Here is a 19,503-nt window from a genome sequence, read left to right as displayed (position 1 = left end):
CCCCGCAATGGCCCCCCGCGTTCTCGTATCCGACGAACTGAGTGAAACCGCCGTCCAGATCTTCCGCGACCGTGGCGTCGAGGTCGATTACATGCCGAAACTCGGCAAGGACAAGGAAAAGCTGGCCGAGATCATCGGTCAATATGATGGCCTCGCGATCCGTTCGGCCACCAAAGTGACCGAGAAACTGCTGGCCGAGGCGACCAGGCTGAAGGTCGTGGGCCGCGCCGGGATCGGTGTCGACAATGTCGATATTCCGGCGGCGTCGAAAAAGGGCGTGATCGTGATGAACACGCCGTTCGGGAACTCGGTGACGACCGCAGAACATGCGATTGCGATGATGTTCGCGGTGGCGCGCCAGCTGCCGGAGGCCTCCGTTTCGACCCATGCCGGCAAATGGGAAAAGTCGAAATTCATGGGGGTTGAGCTGTTCAACAAGACCCTCGGCGTGATCGGGGCCGGCAATATCGGCGGCATCGTCTGCGACCGCGCGGTGGGTCTGAAGATGAAGGTCGTGGCCTTTGACCCCTTCCTCTCGGAAGAGCGCGCGAAACAGCTTGGCGTCACCAAGGTCGAGCTGGATGAGCTGCTGGCCCGCGCCGATTTCATCACACTGCATGTGCCGCTGACCGACAAGACCCGCAGCATTCTGAATGCCGAAAACATCGCCAAGACGAAGCCGGGCGTGCGGATCATCAACTGCGCACGCGGCGGGCTGGTCGATGAGGCGGCCCTGGCCGAGGCGCTGAAATCCGGCCATGTCGCCGGTGCGGCTTTTGACGTGTTCGAGACCGAACCGGCCACCGAGAGTCCGCTTTTTAACCTGCCGAATGTGGTGGTGACGCCGCATCTGGGGGCCTCGACCACCGAGGCACAGGAGAATGTTGCCCTTCAGGTGGCCGAGCAGATGTCGGATTACCTGCTGACCGGCGCGGTCTCGAATGCGCTGAACATGCCGAATGTGACCGCCGAAGAAGCTGCCGTGATGGGGCCGTGGATCAAGCTCGCCTCGCATATCGGCTCGTTCATCGGGCAGATGACGGATGAGCCGGTCAAGGCGGTGAACATCCTTTATGATGGTCGCGTGGCGGATATGAACCTGCCGGCGCTGAACCAGGCGGTGATCGCGGGTGTGCTGAAGGCGCATAATCCGGATGTGAACCTGGTCTCGGCTCCGGTCGTGGCCAAGGATAAGGGCATCCAGATCTCGACCACGCGCCAGGACAAAACCGGCTCGTTCGATGCCTATATCAAGGTGACGATGGTGACCGATAAGCGCGAGCGTTCGGTCGCGGGGACTGTATTCTCGGACGGGAAGCCGCGTTTCATCCAGATCAAGGGCATCAATATCGATGCAGAGATCGGGGCGCATATGCTGTACACCACCAATGACGATGTGCCGGGGATCATCGGCCTTCTGGGCATGACCATGGGCAAGAACAACGTCAATATCGCGAACTTCACGCTGGGTCGTTCGGCGGTGGGCGAGGATGCGATTGCGCTCTTGTATCTCGACAATGCGATTGACCAGAAAGTGGTCGAGACGCTGGAGGCGACGGGCATGTTCCAGCAGGTCAAGCCGCTGGTGTTCGACGTCGCGTGATCTGGCAGGTTCCGGAATGCGGGGGCCAGCCCCCGCAGCCCCCGGGATATTTTCAGACAGATGAAATGAAAAAGGGAGCCTTTCGGGCTCCCTTTCTTTTATGCGTGGCTGCCCCAGGGGCCGTGATGGATGGGTTTGCCGTCGAGGCGGTCAAAGCCATGGGCACCGAAGAAGTCGCGTTGAGCCTGGAGCATATTGGCGGTGCCGCGCGCCGTACGCATCAGGTCGAACCAGGCGAGGCCGGCCGAAAGCGCGGGCAGGCTGTGGCCTTTCAGCGCGGCGGTGGCGACCACGCGGCGCAGCGCCTCGTGATGCTGTTTCAGGAGATCGGTGAAGGCCGGCGCGAGGATCAGGTTGCGCGCGGGGTCTTCGGTCAGCGCCTGGGCCATATGGTCGAGCATGGCCGAGCGGATGATGCAGCCCTCGCGCCAGACCTTGGCGCATTCCGGCAGTGGCACACCCCAGTTCCAGGTTTTCGAGGCACTATCGAGCATGGTGAACCCCTGGGCATAGCACAGGATCTTGCCCGCGATCAGCGCCCCTTCGAGGTCTTTCAGCGTGAGCGCCCCGGCAAGCGGCTGCGGGCCGGGGCCGAACACCGTCTCGCCGGCGCGGCGCTCAGAAAGGCGCGAAGAGACATTGCGCGCCATCACCGCCGCCTCGATCACCGGCACCGGGGCGGCGAGGTGCTGCGCCTCGATCGCGGTCCAGCGGCCGGTGCCTTTCTGGCCGGCGGCATCAAGGATCACATCAAGCATCGCGCTTCCGGTTTCCGGGTCAACCGCGCGGGCGACATGCCCCGAAATCTCGATCAGGTAAGAGCGCAGCGCACCCTCATTCCAGGCCTCGAACACGCCGGCAATGCCGGGCGCCGCCATGTCGAGCCCGTCGCGCATCAGGCCGTAAACCTCGGCGATCATCTGCATATCGGCATATTCGATGCCGTTATGGACGGTTTTCACGAAATGGCCGGCGCCGCCCGGCCCCATCCATGTGGCGCAGGGCGTGCCCTCATGTTTCGCGGCAATCGCCTCCATGATCGGGGCGATACGATCCCAGGCCGCCTTCGGGCCGCCCCCCATGATCGCCGGACCGTGACGCGCGCCCTCTTCGCCGCCCGAGACGCCCATGCCGATATAGGGAACGCCCTGTGCGACCGCATCGGCAGCCCGTCTTTCGGTATCGTGGAAATTTGCGTTTCCGGCGTCGATGATCAGATCATCCGGCCCGAGAAGCGGCCTGAGCGCCGCGATCATCTGATCGACCGGATCCCCCGCCGGCACCATCAGGATGATCGCGCGCGGCACGGCAATCGCCGCCACCAGATCCGCCAGGTCCCTTGCCGGGGTGATGCGCGTGGCCAGTTCCCCCGCCCCGGCATGGAACGTCCCGGTCACATCATGACTGCGGTTCCACACCGCGATCCGGTGCCCCTTTTCCGCGATATTGAGCGCGAGCGCCGCGCCCATCACCCCAAGCCCGACCAGACCGATTTCCGCCAGCGCCATCTGAGTCTCCTGAATTGATGTCGCCCCCGTTTAGCCGCTGCGCTGTGTTAGCGCAAACACTCCCTGCGAATGTTTGCGCCTCCGGAAACTGACTGACTTGCGGCCAGGGGGCTCACGGCCTAAGCCTTGCCCGATCACGCCGCCCGGAGCAATCCCGGCCGGGTCGTGCAGATGCAGGAGCCTCCCATGCGCAGCTATGCAATCGGCGATATTCACGGCCATCTCGATCTGCTGAAACGCGCGCATGACCGGATCGCGGCGGATATCGCGCTCTGTGGCGCGGCGCCGGTGGTGCATCTGGGGGATCTGGAAGATCGCGGGCCGGACAGTCGCGGCGTGATCGACTGGCTGATGACCGGTATGAAAAGCGGCGAGGACTGGGTGGTGCTGAAGGGCAATCACGACCGGCTCTTCACGCAGTTCATCCAGGATCCCTGGTGGGCCGATCCCTGCCTGTCGAACCCCTATAACTGGCTGCATCCGGCGGTTGGCGGCGCCGAGACGCTGCGCTCTTACGGGATCCGCGCCGCCGGTGATCGCCCCGTTGATCCGGTTCACCGTGAAGCGGTGGAGAAGGTCGACCCTGAACATCTGGCCTTTCTGCAAAGCCGCCCGACCAGTCTGCACCGCGGCGATGTCTTCTTTGCCCATGCCGGTATCCGGCCCGGCGTTGCCCTGGAAGATCAGGCCGAGGATGATCTCGTCTGGATCCGCAAGGGCTTTCTCGACGACCCACGCGACCATGGGCCGCTGATCGTGCATGGCCATACGGCGCTGGACCACGCAACGCATTACGGCAACCGGGTGAATATCGACAGCTCTGCCGCCTATGGCGGGCCGCTGACCGCCATTGCCATCGACGGGCGCGAGGTGTTTTTGCTGACCGATCAGGGCCGGGTGCCGCTGCGTCGGGGCGCGCTCTGACACGGCTTTGGACTTTCCCTGCCCGGGCTTTCGCGCCATCCTCGGCTGGCAATGAGGATTGGGGCGGGATCACATGACCGGGATCTATATTCTGTCTGCCGCGCGGACGGCGATTGGCGGCTTTGGCGGCTCGCTTGCCGGGTTCGCGCCGCATGCGCTGGCGGTGGAGGTGGCGCGTGAAGCGGTGACCCGGGCCGGTGTGGCGCCAGAGCGGATCGAGACCACCGTTTTCGGCCATGTGATCCATACCGAACCGAAGGATATGTATCTCTCGCGGCTGGCCTCGATTGGTGCCGGGGCGCCGGAAGCCTCGGTTGCGATGAATGTGAACCGGCTTTGTGGCTCGGGGCTGCAGGCGGTGGTTTCGGTGGCGCAGAGCCTGATGCTGGGCGAGGCGCGGGTGGGGCTCGCGGGCGGGGCCGAAGTGATGAGCCGCTCGCCCTATGCGATGACGACGGCCCGCTGGGGGCAAAAGATGGGCGATACGGCCGTGCTGGATATGATGACCGGCGCGCTGACCTGCCCGTTTGGGACCGGCCATATGGGGGTGACGGCCGAGAATGTCGCGACCGGGGCCGGAATCAGCCGCGAGGACCAGGACGCCTTCGCGCTGGAAAGCCAGAGTCGTGCGGCAGAGGCGATTGCGGCGGGGCGCTTCGACAGCCAGATCCTGCCGGTGGAGATCGCGTCGCGCAAAGGCGTGGTGCAATTTGCCCGGGATGAGCATCCCAAGCCCACCACCATCGAAGCGCTGGCGGGCCTGCGCCCGGCCTTTCGCAAAGACGGCACCGTCACGGCAGGCAATGCCAGCGGGCTGAATGACGGCGCCGCGGCACTGGTTCTGGCGCGGGAGGATGCACTGGACGGCGCCGTGCCGCGCGCCCGGATCCTCGGCTGGGCGATTGCCGGGGTTGTCCCGAAGGTGATGGGGCTGGGCCCGGTGCCGGCGGTACAAAAGCTCTGCGCGAGGCTGGGCCGGACGCCGCAAAGCTTTGATCTGGTCGAATCGAATGAAGCCTTTGCGGCCCAGGCCATCGCGGTTAACCGGGCGCTGGATCTGGATCCGGCACAGGTCAACCCAAATGGAGGTGCAATCGCCCTGGGCCATCCGGTGGGCGCGACCGGCGCGATCATTCTGACCAAGGCGCTTTATGAGCTGGAGCGCACCGGCGATGGCACCGCCCTGGTGACCATGTGCATCGGCGGCGGTCAGGGCATCGCACTGGCGGTGGAACGCGTGTGACGCCCGGTTTCCGAACCGGAAACCGGACCGGAATTTTTCTGAAAAATTCCGGCGCGGGCGCTGCGGCTTACCAGAGCCGCACCCGCGAGCGGGCGGATCTGCCCTCGGCATCGATCACGCTGAGGGTGACAAAACCGGTACCGGAAAGGGCCAGGATGGTCTCCCGCTCCGACGATCCCACCGCCATCGGCGCACCGTCGATCAGCCAGGTGAAGGGGGCTGTGCCACCCGAGACCTTCACTTTCAGGCCGGACCGCAGCAGTTCGACCTCGGCCCCGTCGGGGGGGAAATCAACCTTCGGTGCATTGATCCCGGCAAAGGCAGCATTGCGTGGCCGGAAGCGTTGCAAAGGCGGTGGCAACTGGCGGTTCGAAACCAGCAGCGTTGCAGGCGGCGCCGGGGGTTGCGGCACCAGCGCCGGTTGCAGCCGGGAAAAGGCCTGAAACAGCACCGGAGCCGCGACATCGGCACCAAAAGCGCCCGGCACCGGCGTGCCATCGGCGCGGCCCATCCAGACCCCGATCACATATTGCCCGTCATAGCCGATCGCCCAGGCATCCCGATACCCGTAAGAGGTGCCGGTCTTATAGGCCAGCCGGTTCGACGGCGCCCCGGGCGGCGGCGCCAGACCGGCAAGGATATCCCCCACCTGCCAGGCGGCCACTTCCGAAACCACACGCGCGCCCTCGCTCCGCGCGCCATCCCGGCGCCAGATCAGCGGCAGCGACACGCCACCCCGCGCCAGCGCAGCATAGAGCTGCACCATATCCTGCAGGCTCACCCCCACGCCGCCCAGGCTGACCGCCAGCCCCGGCTGATCGCCCGGAATGCGGTAACCCATGCCCGCCTTCCCCATGGCCGAGATCAGCTTTGCCGGGCCAAGCGCGTCGGTCAGCGCCACAACCGGGATGTTCAGCGAAAGCTGCAAGGCCTCGCGCAGCCGGATCTCGCCGCGATACTGGCGGTCGAAATTCTGCGGCGCGTAATTGCCAAAACTCATCGGCTTGTCGTCGATCACCGTCTCGGGATGCGCGAGGCCCTCGTCAAAGGCCAGCGCATAGACAAGCGGCTTCAGCGTCGACCCCGGCGAGCGCAGCGCCTGGGTCATATCGACAAAGCCCTGGCGTTTCTCATCCTGAAACCCCGAGGATCCCACCGAAGCAAGGATCTCGCCTGACCGGTGATCGGCCACCACTATCGCGATCTGCAGCTGGCTGCCCCGCGCCCCGACCACCGCCGCCGCCAGGGTCTCAAGCCGCTGCTGCAGATCTTTGTCGATGGTCAGGAGATGCTCCTGCGCCGTCGGATCGGCCTTGCGGGCGCGGTCGGCCAGATGCGGCGCCACCGCCGGGAAGGATTTGCGCAGGCCCGGCACGGTCTCCGTCAGCGCGGCGCGGGCCTCTTCCTTGTCGATCAGGCCAAAACGCACCGCGCGGTCAAGCACGCGGTCGCGCGCGGCCTCGGCGCGGTCTGCCGCGCGGTCAGGGCGGCGGCTTTCCGGGCTTTGCGGGATGGCGACCAGCAGCGCCGCCTCGGCCGGGGTCAGCCGGGCCGGCTCTTTGCCGAAATAGGAAAGAGACGCCGCCCGCACCCCTTCGAGATTGCCACCAAAAGGCGCAAGCAGCAGATAAAGCGACAGGATCTCGTCTTTCGTAAGCTCCCGCTCCAGCTTCAGCGCGACCCGCATCTGCCGCAGCTTGCCGCCCATCTCGCCGGTGGTGCCCTCTTCCAGCAGCCGCGCCACCTGCATCGTCAGCGTCGATCCCCCCGAAACCACCCGGCCCGAGCGCGCCGCCTGCAACAGCGCCCGCGCCATCGCCCTGAGATCGACGCCGACATGGTCGCGAAAGCGGCGATCCTCGTAATTCAGGAGCATGTCGATATAGCGCGGATCAACCGCCGCCAGATCGACCTTGAGCCGCCAGCGCCCGTCCGAGACCGTATAGGCCCGGAGGAGCTCGCCATCGCGGTCCCTGACCTCGACCGAGGTGGTCAGTGCCAGCGGCGGCAGCACGGTCGCGTCGATCCAGCCATCAAAGGCATCGCGGGCGCTTGCGGCGAGCCAGAGACCCGCCGCAAGCGTCAGTAACCAGCGCGCGCGCATCTTACTCGGCGCTGACCGTCAGCCGGCCGCCGGCAGTGCGGGCGCGGAAGTCAGGCCGGTACATATCCTCGACCGAGGCCGCCGGGTGGTGGTAATTGCCGGGGCTGATCGCCCGGACGATATAGGCCACACGGAAGCTGTCTTTCGACGACCAGTCCACCTGGGTGATGAAACGGTCCTGGCGGAATTCGGAATGTGCGGTTTGACCCAGCACATTCAGCCAGCCCAGTTGCGCGGTATCGCCGCCCGAGATCAGGTTCGGGTTGTCGATCTCGAACCCGGCGGGCAGCGGATCGGCAAGGATCAGACGGCCCTCCGAGTAATCCCAGGGGGTCACTTCCAGCTCGACCACATAGCGGTTGCCGGTCACAACCTTGTCCAGCTCCACCGGCTCGCCATCCAGCGTAAAGTAGCTGCGGGTGATGGTATAGCCATTGCCGCCTGCCGGTTCAGGTTCGGCAGGGACGCCGAAAGTGGTGACGGTGAGATAGGTGTCACTGCCTTCATTCTTCACCACCACCGGCGCCGCGCCGTCCTGGATCACCCTGACCAGCGGACCATCGGCGGGCTTGCCGTCAATGGTGACGCCCGAAACATCCGGCGCGTCGATCAGCGCATTGGTCGCCATCAGCGCCCAGGTCGCTTCCTGGGTCGACAGCCAGCGCGGCGCGATGGCGATGCGGTTCACCAGTTCCTCGCGGTCAATCGCCGTGCTGCCGGCCTCGACCGCAAGGGTCAGGATCGCGGCTGTATCGCGGTAATTGGTGCCGTAATCGGCGCGCAGGATCTGCTCTTTGTCATCCGAAGGCAGCGCCAGTATCCGCGCGCCTGCCTTGCGGAACATCGCATCGGCGCGGGTCTGGTCGCCGTAAGAGGCCAGTGCCGCACCCAGCTGCGCCTGGGCCAGCGGGGTCGCGAAATCATCGCCTTTCACATCGGCAAAGTAACGCAGATCGCCGATTGCCGCCGCGCCTTCGCGCGCCAGAACCATCAGCGCATAGGCCAGATCGGTGCCGCCACCCCGGGTATTTGCGTCGAAATTCGACGCGTAGTTGACCCGATTGCGCAGGTTCGACAGCGCATTGCGGAAGGCCAGATCCGGTACCGCATAGCCCTGGGCCCGCGCCCGGCTGAGGAAGTCGGTCACATAGCTGTCCAGCCACAGATCACCCGAGGACGGACCCCAGAGGCCAAAACCACCGCCCGAGCCCTGGTTCATCAGGATCTCTGCCACCGCCTCGTCAATCCGTTTCTGGATGTCATCGGCATGTTTCAGATCCATCACCCGCGCCACCTGATCGAAATACAGAAGCGGCAGTGCGCGCGAGGTCATCTGCTCGGTGCAGCCATAGGGATAGCGGTCCAGCGAGGCGAGCAGCCCCGGCGCGTTCAGCCGCGCCAGCGGGCCGATGGCCATCACCGATTTGCCGGTGCCGCGCACCATATCCGTGAACACCGCCTCGTCGAAGGTGAAGGTCTCGCCCGCTTTCAGATCAAAGCGCGAGATTTTCGCGATTTCCGGGTCATTGACCTGGACCGGCAGTTTCAGATCCTTGACCAGCTCCTTGCCATCCGGCGTGGTCAGCGCAACCCGGATCTCCGAGACACCGACGCCCCCCGCGATCACATCGACGCCAAACTCGGCCTTGCCTTTATCCGACAGCGTCAGGACCGCCGGAACCTCGCCCAAAGTCAGGTCGTCAGAGGTGACGGCCAGCTTCATCTCGCCCGAGGGGCCGGTGGCATGGACGATCTCAAGGAGCAGCCGGCTCTGGTCGCCAGGCGCCATAAAGCGCGGCAGCGAGGCGGTCACCACCACAGGGTCGCGCACCAGGACATTCTTGTCGGCCTGGCCCACGCCGGTCTTCGACCAGGCAATCGCCATCACCTTCACCGAACCGTTGAAAGACGGCAGGGTAAAGGTCGTGCGGGCATAGCCATCGGCGCCCACCTCGACCGGGCCGGTGAAATAGGCCACCAGCTCTTCGGTCGGAGGCGGCGTTTGCAGCCGCGCCTGTGCCCCGGCATCACCGCCCGAACGCACCTCGCCCTCGGCCCCGTTCAGTCCGTCGATCAGACGGCCGTAAACGTCGCGGATGCCGATGCCCAGCTTGCGCTGGCCGAAATAATAGCCCTGCGGATCGGGGGCCTTGAAACCGGTCAGGTTCAGGATGCCCTCATCCACGGCCGCGATGGTGACATAAGCCGTCTCGCCGGCCTGAATGCCATCGACCTTGACCGCCACATCCAGCGGGCCACGCGGATCGGCCTCGTCGGCCATCTCGATGGTGGTGGAAAGGGCGCGTTTTCCGGGATCAACCTTTGCATAAGACAGGCCAAGCGCGCGCGACGGCACCCGTCCCGCCGCCACATCCATCGGGCGCAGCACCGAGGCGGTCACATAGACGCCCGCGCCCCATTCATCGGTGACGGTCAGCGGGATCACGTTCTCGCCTTCCTTCACCTCGACCGCTTCCATATAGACAAGGCGATTCGAAAGCACGGTGATCAGCGCGGTGCCACCGGCACGCGGCACTACCCTCAGCTGCGCGGTCTCGCCCGATTTATAAGCGGGCTTGTCCAGCGACAGTTCCAGCGTATCCGGCGTTGCCGAAACATCGGCGGGCGCATACCAGCCCGACCAGAAGCTGGTCGAGGTCACGGCGGTTTCCCCGTCGATCCGCTCGACCTTCAGCTCATACTCACCCCAGCCGACCGGCGCCGAGATCCGCACCGGATCGGCTCCGCCAAGCGTCGCGGTGCCATCGGCGACCTGGGTACGGGTGCTCACCGGCTCCCAATACCAGCTGCCATAGCTCTGATACCACTGCCAGTCATTCTCCAGCCGGGTCAGGGTCCATTTGACCTCCATCGGCGCGGGTTTCTGATCCGGGCCAATGCCTTGCAGCAGGAAGAGCGCATCAGACCCCTCGGCCACCACGCCATCGAATTCCGGTTTGACGCCGATCATCGCATTGGCAGGGGTGACGTTCTTTTCGATGCGGCGTTCAACCGGACGCCCCGAGCCTTCGGCAACCCGCACCACGGCGGTTGCGGTCAGCGGGCGATCGGCTTCGAGACCATCCGCGCCGGGAAGCGCAAGATCGAGCCGCGCCTTGCCCGCGTCATCGGTCGCGCCGCCCTGAAAGCTGTCCATCCGCGACTCGAAGGGCTGATCATAGCGGCCGAAGACATAGCCCGGCCAGGCTTTCAGCCCCTGGGCCGCGCGCAGATAGGTCTCGCCCTCGATCTCCATCGCCGCAGCCGGCGCCCCGAAGAGATATTTTGCGGTCAGGTCTATATTCATCCAGGGATCGGCCAGCGACAGGTCGCTCTCTCCGCCATCAAGTGCAAAGTCGATGCGCTCGGGCAGGAAATCCTCGACAAGGAACGTATACGAGGCCAGCGCCGCCGCTTCGGTATCGGCATAGACCGACAGAGACCAGGTGCCGCGCGGCGCGGCGCCGGCAACCGGCATCTCAAAGACATAGCCGCCTGCGCCCTGATCCGCGATCAGGCTGCGGGAATATTCAACACCGTCCGGACGCGTCAGGATCGCGGTCAGCGGCAGGCCGGCCACGGCCTCGGCTTTCGGATCGCGCGCGATGGCGGTGGCATAGACGGTCTCGCCCGCCCGATAGGCACCGCGATCGGTGGTCAGGAAGACATCGACCGGCGGCGCAGCCTCGCGCCCCTCGACCCCCCGGTCGGAGAGGTCGAATTCCGGATCGGTCAGCGACAGGAACGAGATATCCTTCTCGCCATCCGTTACCACCAGCAGTGCCGGGGCCGAGCTCGCAGTGCCGCGCAAGAGACCCGGTTCGAACCGGGCATAGCCCTGGGCATCGGTGGTCACCTCGGCCAGCGGCGTATTCGCCCGGTTCAGCAGCTGAACAGTGACGCCCTCTTTCGCGCCGGCAGTCCCAAGGCTGCGCACGAAGACATGCAGCCCGTCGACACCCGACATGCTGGTGACGCCCAGATCCGAGACCACGAACCACTGCCAGGCCGGTGGGAAGTCGTAATTGTCCTTGCCCGGAATCGCCGCCCGCAGCGCATAGATGCCGGCATCGCGGCCCTGCAGCGCCTCGGCCAGCGGCAGGCGGGTGGTGACATCCTTGTTCACCTCGACCTTCATCGAGGCCGAACCCTCCCAGACCTTCTCACCGATCTCGTCGGTGAAATAATATTCCGAGTAATAGTTGATAGGCGAGCCGAAATAGTCGTTCTGGATGGCGCGCAACATATTGCGGTCGCTGACCTTGAAAAGCTGCAGATCCAGCTTGTCCAGGTTGACGGTCTCGACCGGCAGCGCGGCATCGCCGGATTTCGGCAGCACATAGCCGCGGCCCGGGAAGCGCACCGCAGCGGTGCGGTCACCGACATAGACCGAGATTTCGATATCCTTTGCAAGCGTCTGGCCATCGGCGGCCGGCAGCCCCTCGCGGAAGGTCAGGGTATAGCGCTCGCCATGGACCAGGCCGGTGACGCAAAGCTTGCGCTTATCCGCCATCTCGACCGCCGTGCCGCCCGAGGGCAGCCGGACATAATCGCCGTAATCGACATCGGCGGGTTTCAGATCCTCGGTAAAGGTGGCGCAGACGCGCGGACGGGCCAGATCGGATTCGACCTGGTGCTCTTCGATGCGGAAGCCGTATTTGCTCATCGCATCATCGAGCATCGCGGCGGTATCGTCGCGTGGTTGCAGCGATTGCGCGAGGCGCAGCGCCTGGACCATCTCGCGGCCCATGCCCCGCTCTTCCATCAGCACTGCTGCAAAAACCAGGATCGAATGGCGCTGTGCCTTGCTGTCCGCGCGCAGATAGGCGTTCAGCGCGCCATACCAGGCCCGGGATTTGTACCAGCCCTTGTCCGACGACGACGGCCCATCGCCGACGATATTGGCGCGGCGGGCATATTCTGCCCAGGTATCGGCATCATCGAGAATCGCCAGCGCGGCGCCGGTCCGGTTCACGGCATTGACGAAGTTGAACTCGGCCTCGGCGGTGGCGGCCTGGCGCAGCAGGTCATCCGCACTCTGATCGCCGGTCGCATGGGTGCGGCCCAGCGCCGTTGCGACATCAAGCGCCGCTGAGAATTCCCCGTCGTAAAGGAAACTCAGCTCGGCGCGACGGTCTTTCGCGCGGGCCTCGGCGCCCGGGGCCGCGGCGACAACCCAGCCCGATTGCGCGCCAACAAAGCTTTCCGGAGCGCCGGGATCGGATTTCAGGAAACAGCTGCCATTGCGGTTGTTGAAGGTCCAGGCATCGCATTGGGTATTGGTGACACAGGCGCGTTCGCAGGCCTCGATGGTGGTGTCGAATACCGATCCGATATCGCCGCCCGGCAAATCCGAATCGCGCATGATGACCGAACGCCGCTCGGGGATAAGATCCTGCGCCGGCACCATTGAAGGCAGGGCGATTGCGGTCGCCATCACAAGAATTCTGACGAAATTGCGCATCACAAATACTCCCGTAGGCCGGCCATGGCACTCTTCCCAGCTTCGCACGCGCCCGCCCACCGGGCAAGGGCCGGGCGGGCTGCGCATGGGCGAAAGCAGATAGGGGTGAACCGAATTCTCCCCCGTTAACTCCTGCTTCATTTTGAACGGCGAAGGTGGTCCGGAAAACCGGACTTCCGCGCATAAATCGGGGTCCGGCGCGTGGAAACCCTGGTCCTGGATAAAGGCGGGAATGGAACTGTCAGAACGACTGGCCCTGGAAAGGCGCGCCAGGCTTGCGGCAGAACGCCTGCTGGCCCTGCGAACCCGCGAACTCGCCACCGCCGAAGAGCGGCTGGCGCGGCACAGCCGCAGCCTCGTCTGGCCACAACGTCAGGCGATGCCGCCATCGGCGCAACCGGATGCCCCGACATCCGCCGGGCCGGCCCGCGCACCGGCAGCCGCTGCGCCAGCATCCGCCTCCCGCCCGCCCGTCCCCGCTCCACCAGATGCCGGGGTGCCGGATACAGGGGTGCCAGTTCCGGAGGCGACAGATCCGGGGGCGACAGATCCCGGGGTGCCGGTTTCCGCTGCTCCGGCTCAGCCTGCACCCGTCTCCGCTGGCCCCATCACCGAGGCACCAATCTCTGCGGCGCCAACCCCTTCGGCACCGGCATCACCCGGATCGGCACCGCTTATACCCGACCCGACCCGTTCTGTTTCAGCGGATCCGGTCTCCGCCGCGCCCACCACATCAGAGCCCACCGCCCCCTTACCCACCGCCCCCATGCCTGCCAGCCCCGCGCCCGCCTCCCCTGCGCCGGGCGCATCAGTGTCTGATCTGTCCGGCTCACCCGAACCTGCCCGTCCTGGAGCCTATGCTGCCTTTGCCGAAGCTCTCCCGACAGACGCTTCCATTGCAACCGATCCCTCAGCCGCCTCCCCTGCGCCTCGCGCCGCCGTGCCCGGAGGCCCGCCTCCCATCCTGCCCGACAGGGCAGCCCCGGCCCATCCCGATCCGCTGCAGCCCATCCCGGCGGTGGCGACAGCCGCTGCCCATCCCGAGCCCGCCACAGTGGAATCGTCCCAGGACAGCCTGCCCCTCTCCGCCGCTGCCCCCGCCACTGCCACGCAATTCTCACATCGCGGGACCGGTCAGCCACATTCCGACGCGGAGCTTCCTGCCACTGCACCATCCGCCCTTGTTCAGGCCGTCGCAGCGGAGCCTGCGGCGCCGGTCACGGCTCCCGTCGACACCCCCGCTCCGGATCCGGCAAGCCTGAACGCACCCCCGCCGCAGAGGAACACTGCGCCAGGCAGCGAGGATCCATCCGCGCCCGTCGCTTTCATGCGCCATCCGACCAGACGCCCCCCCCCCACCGCGCGAGAGGTTCCGCCTGCCGCAACCGCACCAGCCGGGCACCCCCTCGCAACCGCCCCGCGCCTGCGGACGGATGTGGAACCATCCCCGGTCGCGGCAGCAAGAGAGCCCATCGCCCCCCCGGCCTTCCTCCGCGCCCGTCACAGCCGCGCGGGCTCTGCGCCCACCGCACCAGCGGATCAGCCGGAAAGACCGGTCACCGCCCCCCATGGCCGCGCGGCGGCCCCTGCGCCCATGAATACCGGCGCGACCACCGAACGGCGCAGACATCCCCCTGCCCCTGATCGGGCGGAATCCAGTGTGTCCCCGGGTCTGCCCCCGGGGCTGCCGGTCGCCTGTGCCGAGGCCTGGCCGGCGCTGGATGCTCTGCCCGACGGGCTCGCCCTGTTCGACCCGGCACACTGTCTGCTGGCCGCGAACCGCTCTTTCCGCATCACCTTCGGCATCGGCATCGGGACCGGAGCAACGGGGCTAAGCCTCGCCGAGATCCTCGACCATGCAACCGGCCATGGCCTCCTGCGCTCCGGCGACCAGCCCCTGGCGGACTGGCCGCCGGCGCAACCGATGCCGCAACCGCCGCCCGACCTTCTGCTGCAACTGGGTGATGGTGGCTGGGTCCGGCTTGCTGCCCGCTTTACCCGCGATGACGGGATGCTGTGCCAGGTCGTCGACATCACCCAACAAATGCGGATCTGGACCGCAATCGAGGCAATTCCCGATGGTTTCGTGCTTTTTGACAGCGAGGACAAAATGGTGATCTGCAACCAGAGTTACCGCGACATCTACAAGACCTCGGCCCCGATGATGTCCCCCGGCGTCACCTTCGAGGAGATCCTGCGTTACGGCCTCTCGCTGGGAGAATACCCCGAAGCCCGCGGGCGCGAGGAGGAATGGGTCCGCGCGCGAATGCTGGAACATCGCGGTCCCGCTGCCGAAGGCGAGCATCAGCTGAAAGACGGGCGCTGGCTGCGCTCGATCGACAAGGAAACCCCCGATGGCGGCCGAGTCGGGCTGCGGGTCGACATCACCCAGCTGCGCGAGCAGGCGGCGGCGCTCGAGGCCGCGCGCCTTGCGGCCGAGGCCGCCAGCCGGGCGAAATCCGCCTTCCTTGCCAATATGAGCCATGAGATCCGCACCCCGATGAACGGCGTGGTCGGCATGGCGGATCTGCTTTGCGACACAACGCTATCCGACGAACAGCGCCTCTTTGCCGAGACGATCCGCTCATCGGGCGAGGCGCTGCTGGTGATCATCAACGACATTCTCGATTACTCGAAAATCGAGGCCGAGCGGCTGACGCTGCATCCCGAGGATTTCGATTTCGAGCGCACCATCCATGAGGTGGTGATGCTTTTGCAGCCGCGCGCCCGGGAAAAAGGCATTGATCTGATGATCGATTACGATGTCTTCCTGCCCACACGCTTCACCGGTGATCCCGGGCGGCTGCGGCAGGTGCTGACCAATCTGATCGGCAATGCGGTCAAATTCACTGCCAGCGGCCATGTCCTTACCCGCGTTGTGGGGATGGAGGTGGAGGACGGTCGCCATCAGCTGCATGTCACGGTCGAGGATACCGGGATCGGCATTCCGACAAATCTGCTCGATCATGTTTTCGGCGAATTCTACCAGGTCGACGATGAAAGGAACCGCAAATTCGAAGGCACCGGTCTTGGCCTTGCCATCACGCGGCGCCTGATCGAACGGATGGATGGCGCGGTCTGGGTCGACAGTGAATATGGCAAGGGCTCGGTCTTCGGCTTCCGCCTCGCGCTGCCGCTGGCCGAGGATACCGGGCCGGAACGGCTGCCGGTCTCGATCGGGACCGCCCTGGTGGTCGATGACCAGTTCATCAACCGCACCATCCTTGAGCGCCAGCTGACGCCCTGCGGCACCGAGGTGGTGCTCAGCCGATCGGGCCAGGATGCGCTGGAGCGGATCGCCGCCGGGCTGATGCCGGATGTGGTGCTGGCCGATCACGAAATGCCGGGGATGGACGGGGTGGTTCTGGCGAAAAAGCTGCGGAAGGCGGGCTATGACAAGCCCCTGGTGCTGCTTTCCTCCAGCCCGCTTGCGGCGCGCGAGGCCGGAGGCGACGCGATCAATGCGATCTTGCAAAAACCGGTGCTCCGGGCCGAGCTGTATCGGCTGTTGACCAGCCTGACCCTGCCGGCCGAGCCGAAACCGGCCTTGCCCGAGGCCCAGCCCCCCGTCGCACAAAGCCTGCGCGCCATGCGGATCCTTGCAGCCGAGGATAACCGGACCAATCAGCTGGTGCTGCAAAAAATGCTGCGCTCTCTGGATATCGAGCTGCGTTTCGCCGGCAATGGGCATGAGGCGCTGGCAGAATGGGAAAGCTATCAGCCCGACCTGATCTTCATGGATGTCTCGATGCCAGGAATGGACGGGCGCGAAGCCACGCGGGCGATCCGCGCCAGCGAGGCGGCGCGCGGACTGAAACCGGTGCCGATCATCGCGCTCACCGCCCATGCGATGGAGGGCGATGAAGAGGGTATTCTTGCCTCGGGCATGGACCGCTACCTGACCAAACCGCTGCGCAAATCAGAGATCAGTGCCGTGGTGATGGAGTTTGCCGCCGAAGGCTGCCGCCCGCCGGAGACCGGCAGCCCGTTCTGACCGCTGGCCGGTTCTGATTACTGGCCCGTTCTGATCGCTGTCCGGTGACGGGCGCGCAGAGTGGAACACGCCCCATTCTCGCCCGGCCAGACCAGGTCGGGGAAAGACCGCGCGAGAGCTGACCACGCGCTCCGGGCCAGCATAGGGGCCGGCATCCGGGACAAGCGCGCGCGCCATCACCCTGCCTCCGAAACGCCCCGGGCAGCCGTCAGTGGCATCGCAATCCCCTCCAAACGGGCCGGCAGCGGCAAAGCCCTGCCGGTGCCCCCTCCGTGACGCGACGTTTTCTTGACGCGAAGGTAAACCTGATTGCATCACAGCACCGCAGAGCACATGTCTGAAACAACGAGTCAGGAAACACGACCATGCCCAACGAAGAGCAGATGACCATCCGCGAGATGTGTGACGCTTTTGACGTCACCCCGAGGACGCTGCGCTTTTACGAGGCGAAGGAGCTGCTTTCCCCGATCCGCAAAGGCGCACAACGGCTTTATACAAAGCGCGAAAGGGCGCGGCTGACCATCATCCTGCGCGGCAAACGCTTTGGCTTTTCGCTGGAAGACATCCGCCAGGTGCTGAATCTCTATGCCCGCGACGGATCCAACCTCGCGCAGATGGAACATACATGGGCGCTGGCCCAGGATCGGCTGCGCGCCATGGAACAGCAGCGCGACGAGCTGACGCTGGCAATCGCCGATCTGAAAGCCGAGCTGGAGGCCGGCGCGGGCCTGATCGCTGCCACCCGCAGCCAGGGCCCGGGCAAGGATGCGGGCAAGCCCTGACAATAACCGCCGGATAATAACCGCCGGGATGATTGCCGCAGGGTCGGGAGAGCCCGCGCGACAGTCCTGGATCAGACCTGAAGGGAGAGAGCAATGACAGGCTATAACGCACCGGTGAAGGATATGCAGTTCCTGTTGCATGATGTCTTTGCAATCTCTGTCCTTGATATCCCGGGCTACAGCGACCTTGACCGCGCCTTTACCGGCGCCGTGCTGGAAGAGGCCGGCAAGGTCGCCTCCGCCGTGCTGGCCCCCCTGAACGCGACCGGCGACCGCCAGGGTTGCGTGCTGGAAAACGGCAATGTCCGTACGCCTGACGGGTTCAAAGCCGCCTTTGCAGCGATGAAAGAGGGTGGCTGGACCGCACTTGACTGCGATCCGGAATATGGCGGCCAGGGGCTGCCCTATCTGGTGAATTGCGCCGTGGGCGAGATTTTCGTCTCGGCCAATATGGCCTTCAACATGTATCAGGGCCTGACCCATGGTGCGGTTTCGGCCATCCACACCCATGGCACGGACGCGCAAAAGGCGATGTATCTGCCGAAGATGATCGCCTGCGACTGGACCGGCACCATGAACCTGACCGAGCCGCATTGCGGCACCGATCTGGGCCTCTTGCGCACGAAAGCCGAGCCGCAGGAGGATGGCTCTTACCTGATCACCGGTCAGAAGATCTTCATCTCGGCCGGCGACCATGATCTGGCGGAAAACATCATCCATCTGGTATTGGCCCGCGCGCCCGGCGGCGGCGAGGGCACCAAAGGCATCTCGCTCTTCATCGTGCCGAAGTTTCTGGTGGGTGAGGATGGCAATCCCGGGGCGAGAAACGGCGTCTCAACCGGCAAGATCGAAGAGAAAATGGGCATCCATGGCAATGCCACCTGCGTGCTGAATTACGATGGCGCGAAGGGCTGGCTGCTGGGCGATCTCCACAAGGGGATGCGGGCCATGTTCACCATGATGAACGAGGCGCGTCTGGGGGTGGGCCTCCAGGGCTATGCGGTGGCAGAGGCTGCTTATCAGAACGCCGTTACTTACGCGAAAGACCGGCTCCAGGGCCGGGCGGTGACCGGGGTGCAGAACCCGGGTGGCGCCGCCGATCCGCTGATCGTGCACCCCGATATCCGCCGGATGCTGATGGATCAGAAGAGCTTTGTCGAAGGCGCCCGCGCGCTGACCTTCTGGGGCGCATCGCTGATCGACCGTGCGCATCGCTCGGATGATGCGGCGGCAGATGGGCTGATCGGGCTCCTGACCCCGGTGATCAAGGGCTTCCAGACCGATAAGGGCTTCGAGGCTGCGGTGCAGGCACAGCAGATTTTCGGCGGCCATGGCTATATCGAAGAACAGGGGATGAGCCAGTTCGTCCGTGATGCACGGATCGCCATGATCTATGAGGGCGCGAATGGCGTCCAGGCGCTGGATCTGGTCGGGCGCAAGCTGGCAGCGGATGGCGGCAGGCATGTGATGGCGTTTCTTGACCTGATCAAAGCCGAATGCCGCGCCCATGACGGGGATAAGCGGATGCAGCCTTTTGCCGGGGCGCTGAAATCCGCGTCGAAACAGCTGCAGGCGGCGGCACTGTATTTCATGCAAAACGGCATGAAAAACCCGGATGCGGCGCTGGCAGGATCGTCGGATTTCCTGCATCTGACAGGCCATGTCTGCCTTGGTCTGATGTGGGTGAAAATGGCCAAAGCCGCCTTTACCGCGCTGGATGCGGGAGCAGGAGACAAAGACTACCTTGAGGCAAAGATCGCCACTGGCCGCTATTACATGGCCCGCCAGCTGCCGGCCTGTACGATGCATCTGGCAAAGATCGAAAGCGGCGCCGATCCGGTCATGGCATTGGCAGCAGAGGCGTTCTAGACTGCGGCCAGA

The 19,503-nt window shown here is 65.1% G+C and carries 9 protein-coding genes; 6 read left to right on the top strand and 3 right to left on the bottom strand.

The window, feature by feature from the left end:
• The first annotated feature begins 7 nt into the window (after window positions 1–7).
• Window positions 8–1,603 (top strand): phosphoglycerate dehydrogenase, encoded by a 1,596-nt coding sequence (serA, locus tag DRF71_RS17515; protein WP_112311822.1) that lies wholly within the window; start codon window positions 8–10, stop codon window positions 1,601–1,603.
• Window positions 1,604–1,701: 98 nt separating this feature from the next.
• On the opposite strand, the gene gndA is transcribed toward serA, so the two are convergent.
• A complete protein-coding gene (gndA, locus tag DRF71_RS17510) occupies window positions 1,702–3,111 on the bottom strand; it encodes an NADP-dependent phosphogluconate dehydrogenase (RefSeq protein WP_112311821.1) in 1,410 nt (469 codons plus the stop codon).
• A gap of 186 nt (window positions 3,112–3,297) precedes the next feature.
• On the opposite strand from gndA, the gene DRF71_RS17505 reads away from it, so the two are divergent.
• Both DRF71_RS17505 and bktB read left to right on the top strand, forming a co-directional pair.
• Window positions 3,298–4,035: a metallophosphoesterase gene (locus DRF71_RS17505; RefSeq protein WP_112311820.1), complete on the top strand. Its 738-nt coding sequence runs from the start codon at window positions 3,298–3,300 to the stop codon at window positions 4,033–4,035.
• Between the two features lie 73 nt (window positions 4,036–4,108).
• Entirely contained in the window at window positions 4,109–5,278 is a 1,170-nt protein-coding gene (gene bktB / locus DRF71_RS17500; RefSeq protein ID WP_112311819.1) for a beta-ketothiolase BktB, read from the top strand.
• Window positions 5,279–5,345: 67 nt separating this feature from the next.
• Here the strand turns inward: bktB and pbpC are convergent, their stop codons facing one another.
• Together pbpC and DRF71_RS17490 are read right to left on the bottom strand one after the other, a co-directional pair.
• A complete protein-coding gene (pbpC, locus tag DRF71_RS17495) occupies window positions 5,346–7,382 on the bottom strand; it encodes a penicillin-binding protein 1C (RefSeq protein WP_112311818.1) in 2,037 nt (678 codons plus the stop codon).
• Window position 7,383: 1 nt separating this feature from the next.
• On the bottom strand, window positions 7,384–12,846 hold the full coding sequence (locus DRF71_RS17490) for an alpha-2-macroglobulin family protein (protein WP_112311817.1): 5,463 nt from the start codon (window positions 12,844–12,846) through the stop codon (window positions 7,384–7,386).
• Window positions 12,847–14,506: 1,660 nt separating this feature from the next.
• Between DRF71_RS17490 and DRF71_RS17480 the strand changes: the two genes are divergently transcribed.
• From DRF71_RS17480 to DRF71_RS17470, 3 genes are all read left to right on the top strand, one after another.
• Window positions 14,507–16,840 carry a hybrid sensor histidine kinase/response regulator gene (locus tag DRF71_RS17480; RefSeq protein ID WP_232831563.1) on the top strand — a complete coding sequence of 778 codons (2,334 nt, stop codon included), beginning with the start codon at window positions 14,507–14,509 and terminating at the stop codon, window positions 16,838–16,840.
• A gap of 365 nt (window positions 16,841–17,205) precedes the next feature.
• Window positions 17,206–17,622 carry a MerR family transcriptional regulator gene (locus DRF71_RS17475; protein ID WP_112311814.1) on the top strand — a complete coding sequence of 139 codons (417 nt, stop codon included), beginning with the start codon at window positions 17,206–17,208 and terminating at the stop codon, window positions 17,620–17,622.
• 93 nt (window positions 17,623–17,715) lie between these two features.
• Window positions 17,716–19,491, top strand: a complete 1,776-nt coding sequence (locus tag DRF71_RS17470; protein ID WP_112311813.1) for an acyl-CoA dehydrogenase C-terminal domain-containing protein — start codon at window positions 17,716–17,718, stop codon at window positions 19,489–19,491.
• Window positions 19,492–19,503 lie beyond the last annotated feature (12 nt).

The organism is Pseudogemmobacter bohemicus (genome assembly GCF_003290025.1).
Classification (GTDB): Bacteria; Pseudomonadota; Alphaproteobacteria; order Rhodobacterales; family Rhodobacteraceae; genus Pseudogemmobacter; species Pseudogemmobacter bohemicus.
This window is presented reverse-complemented; position numbering and strand designations above follow the sequence as displayed.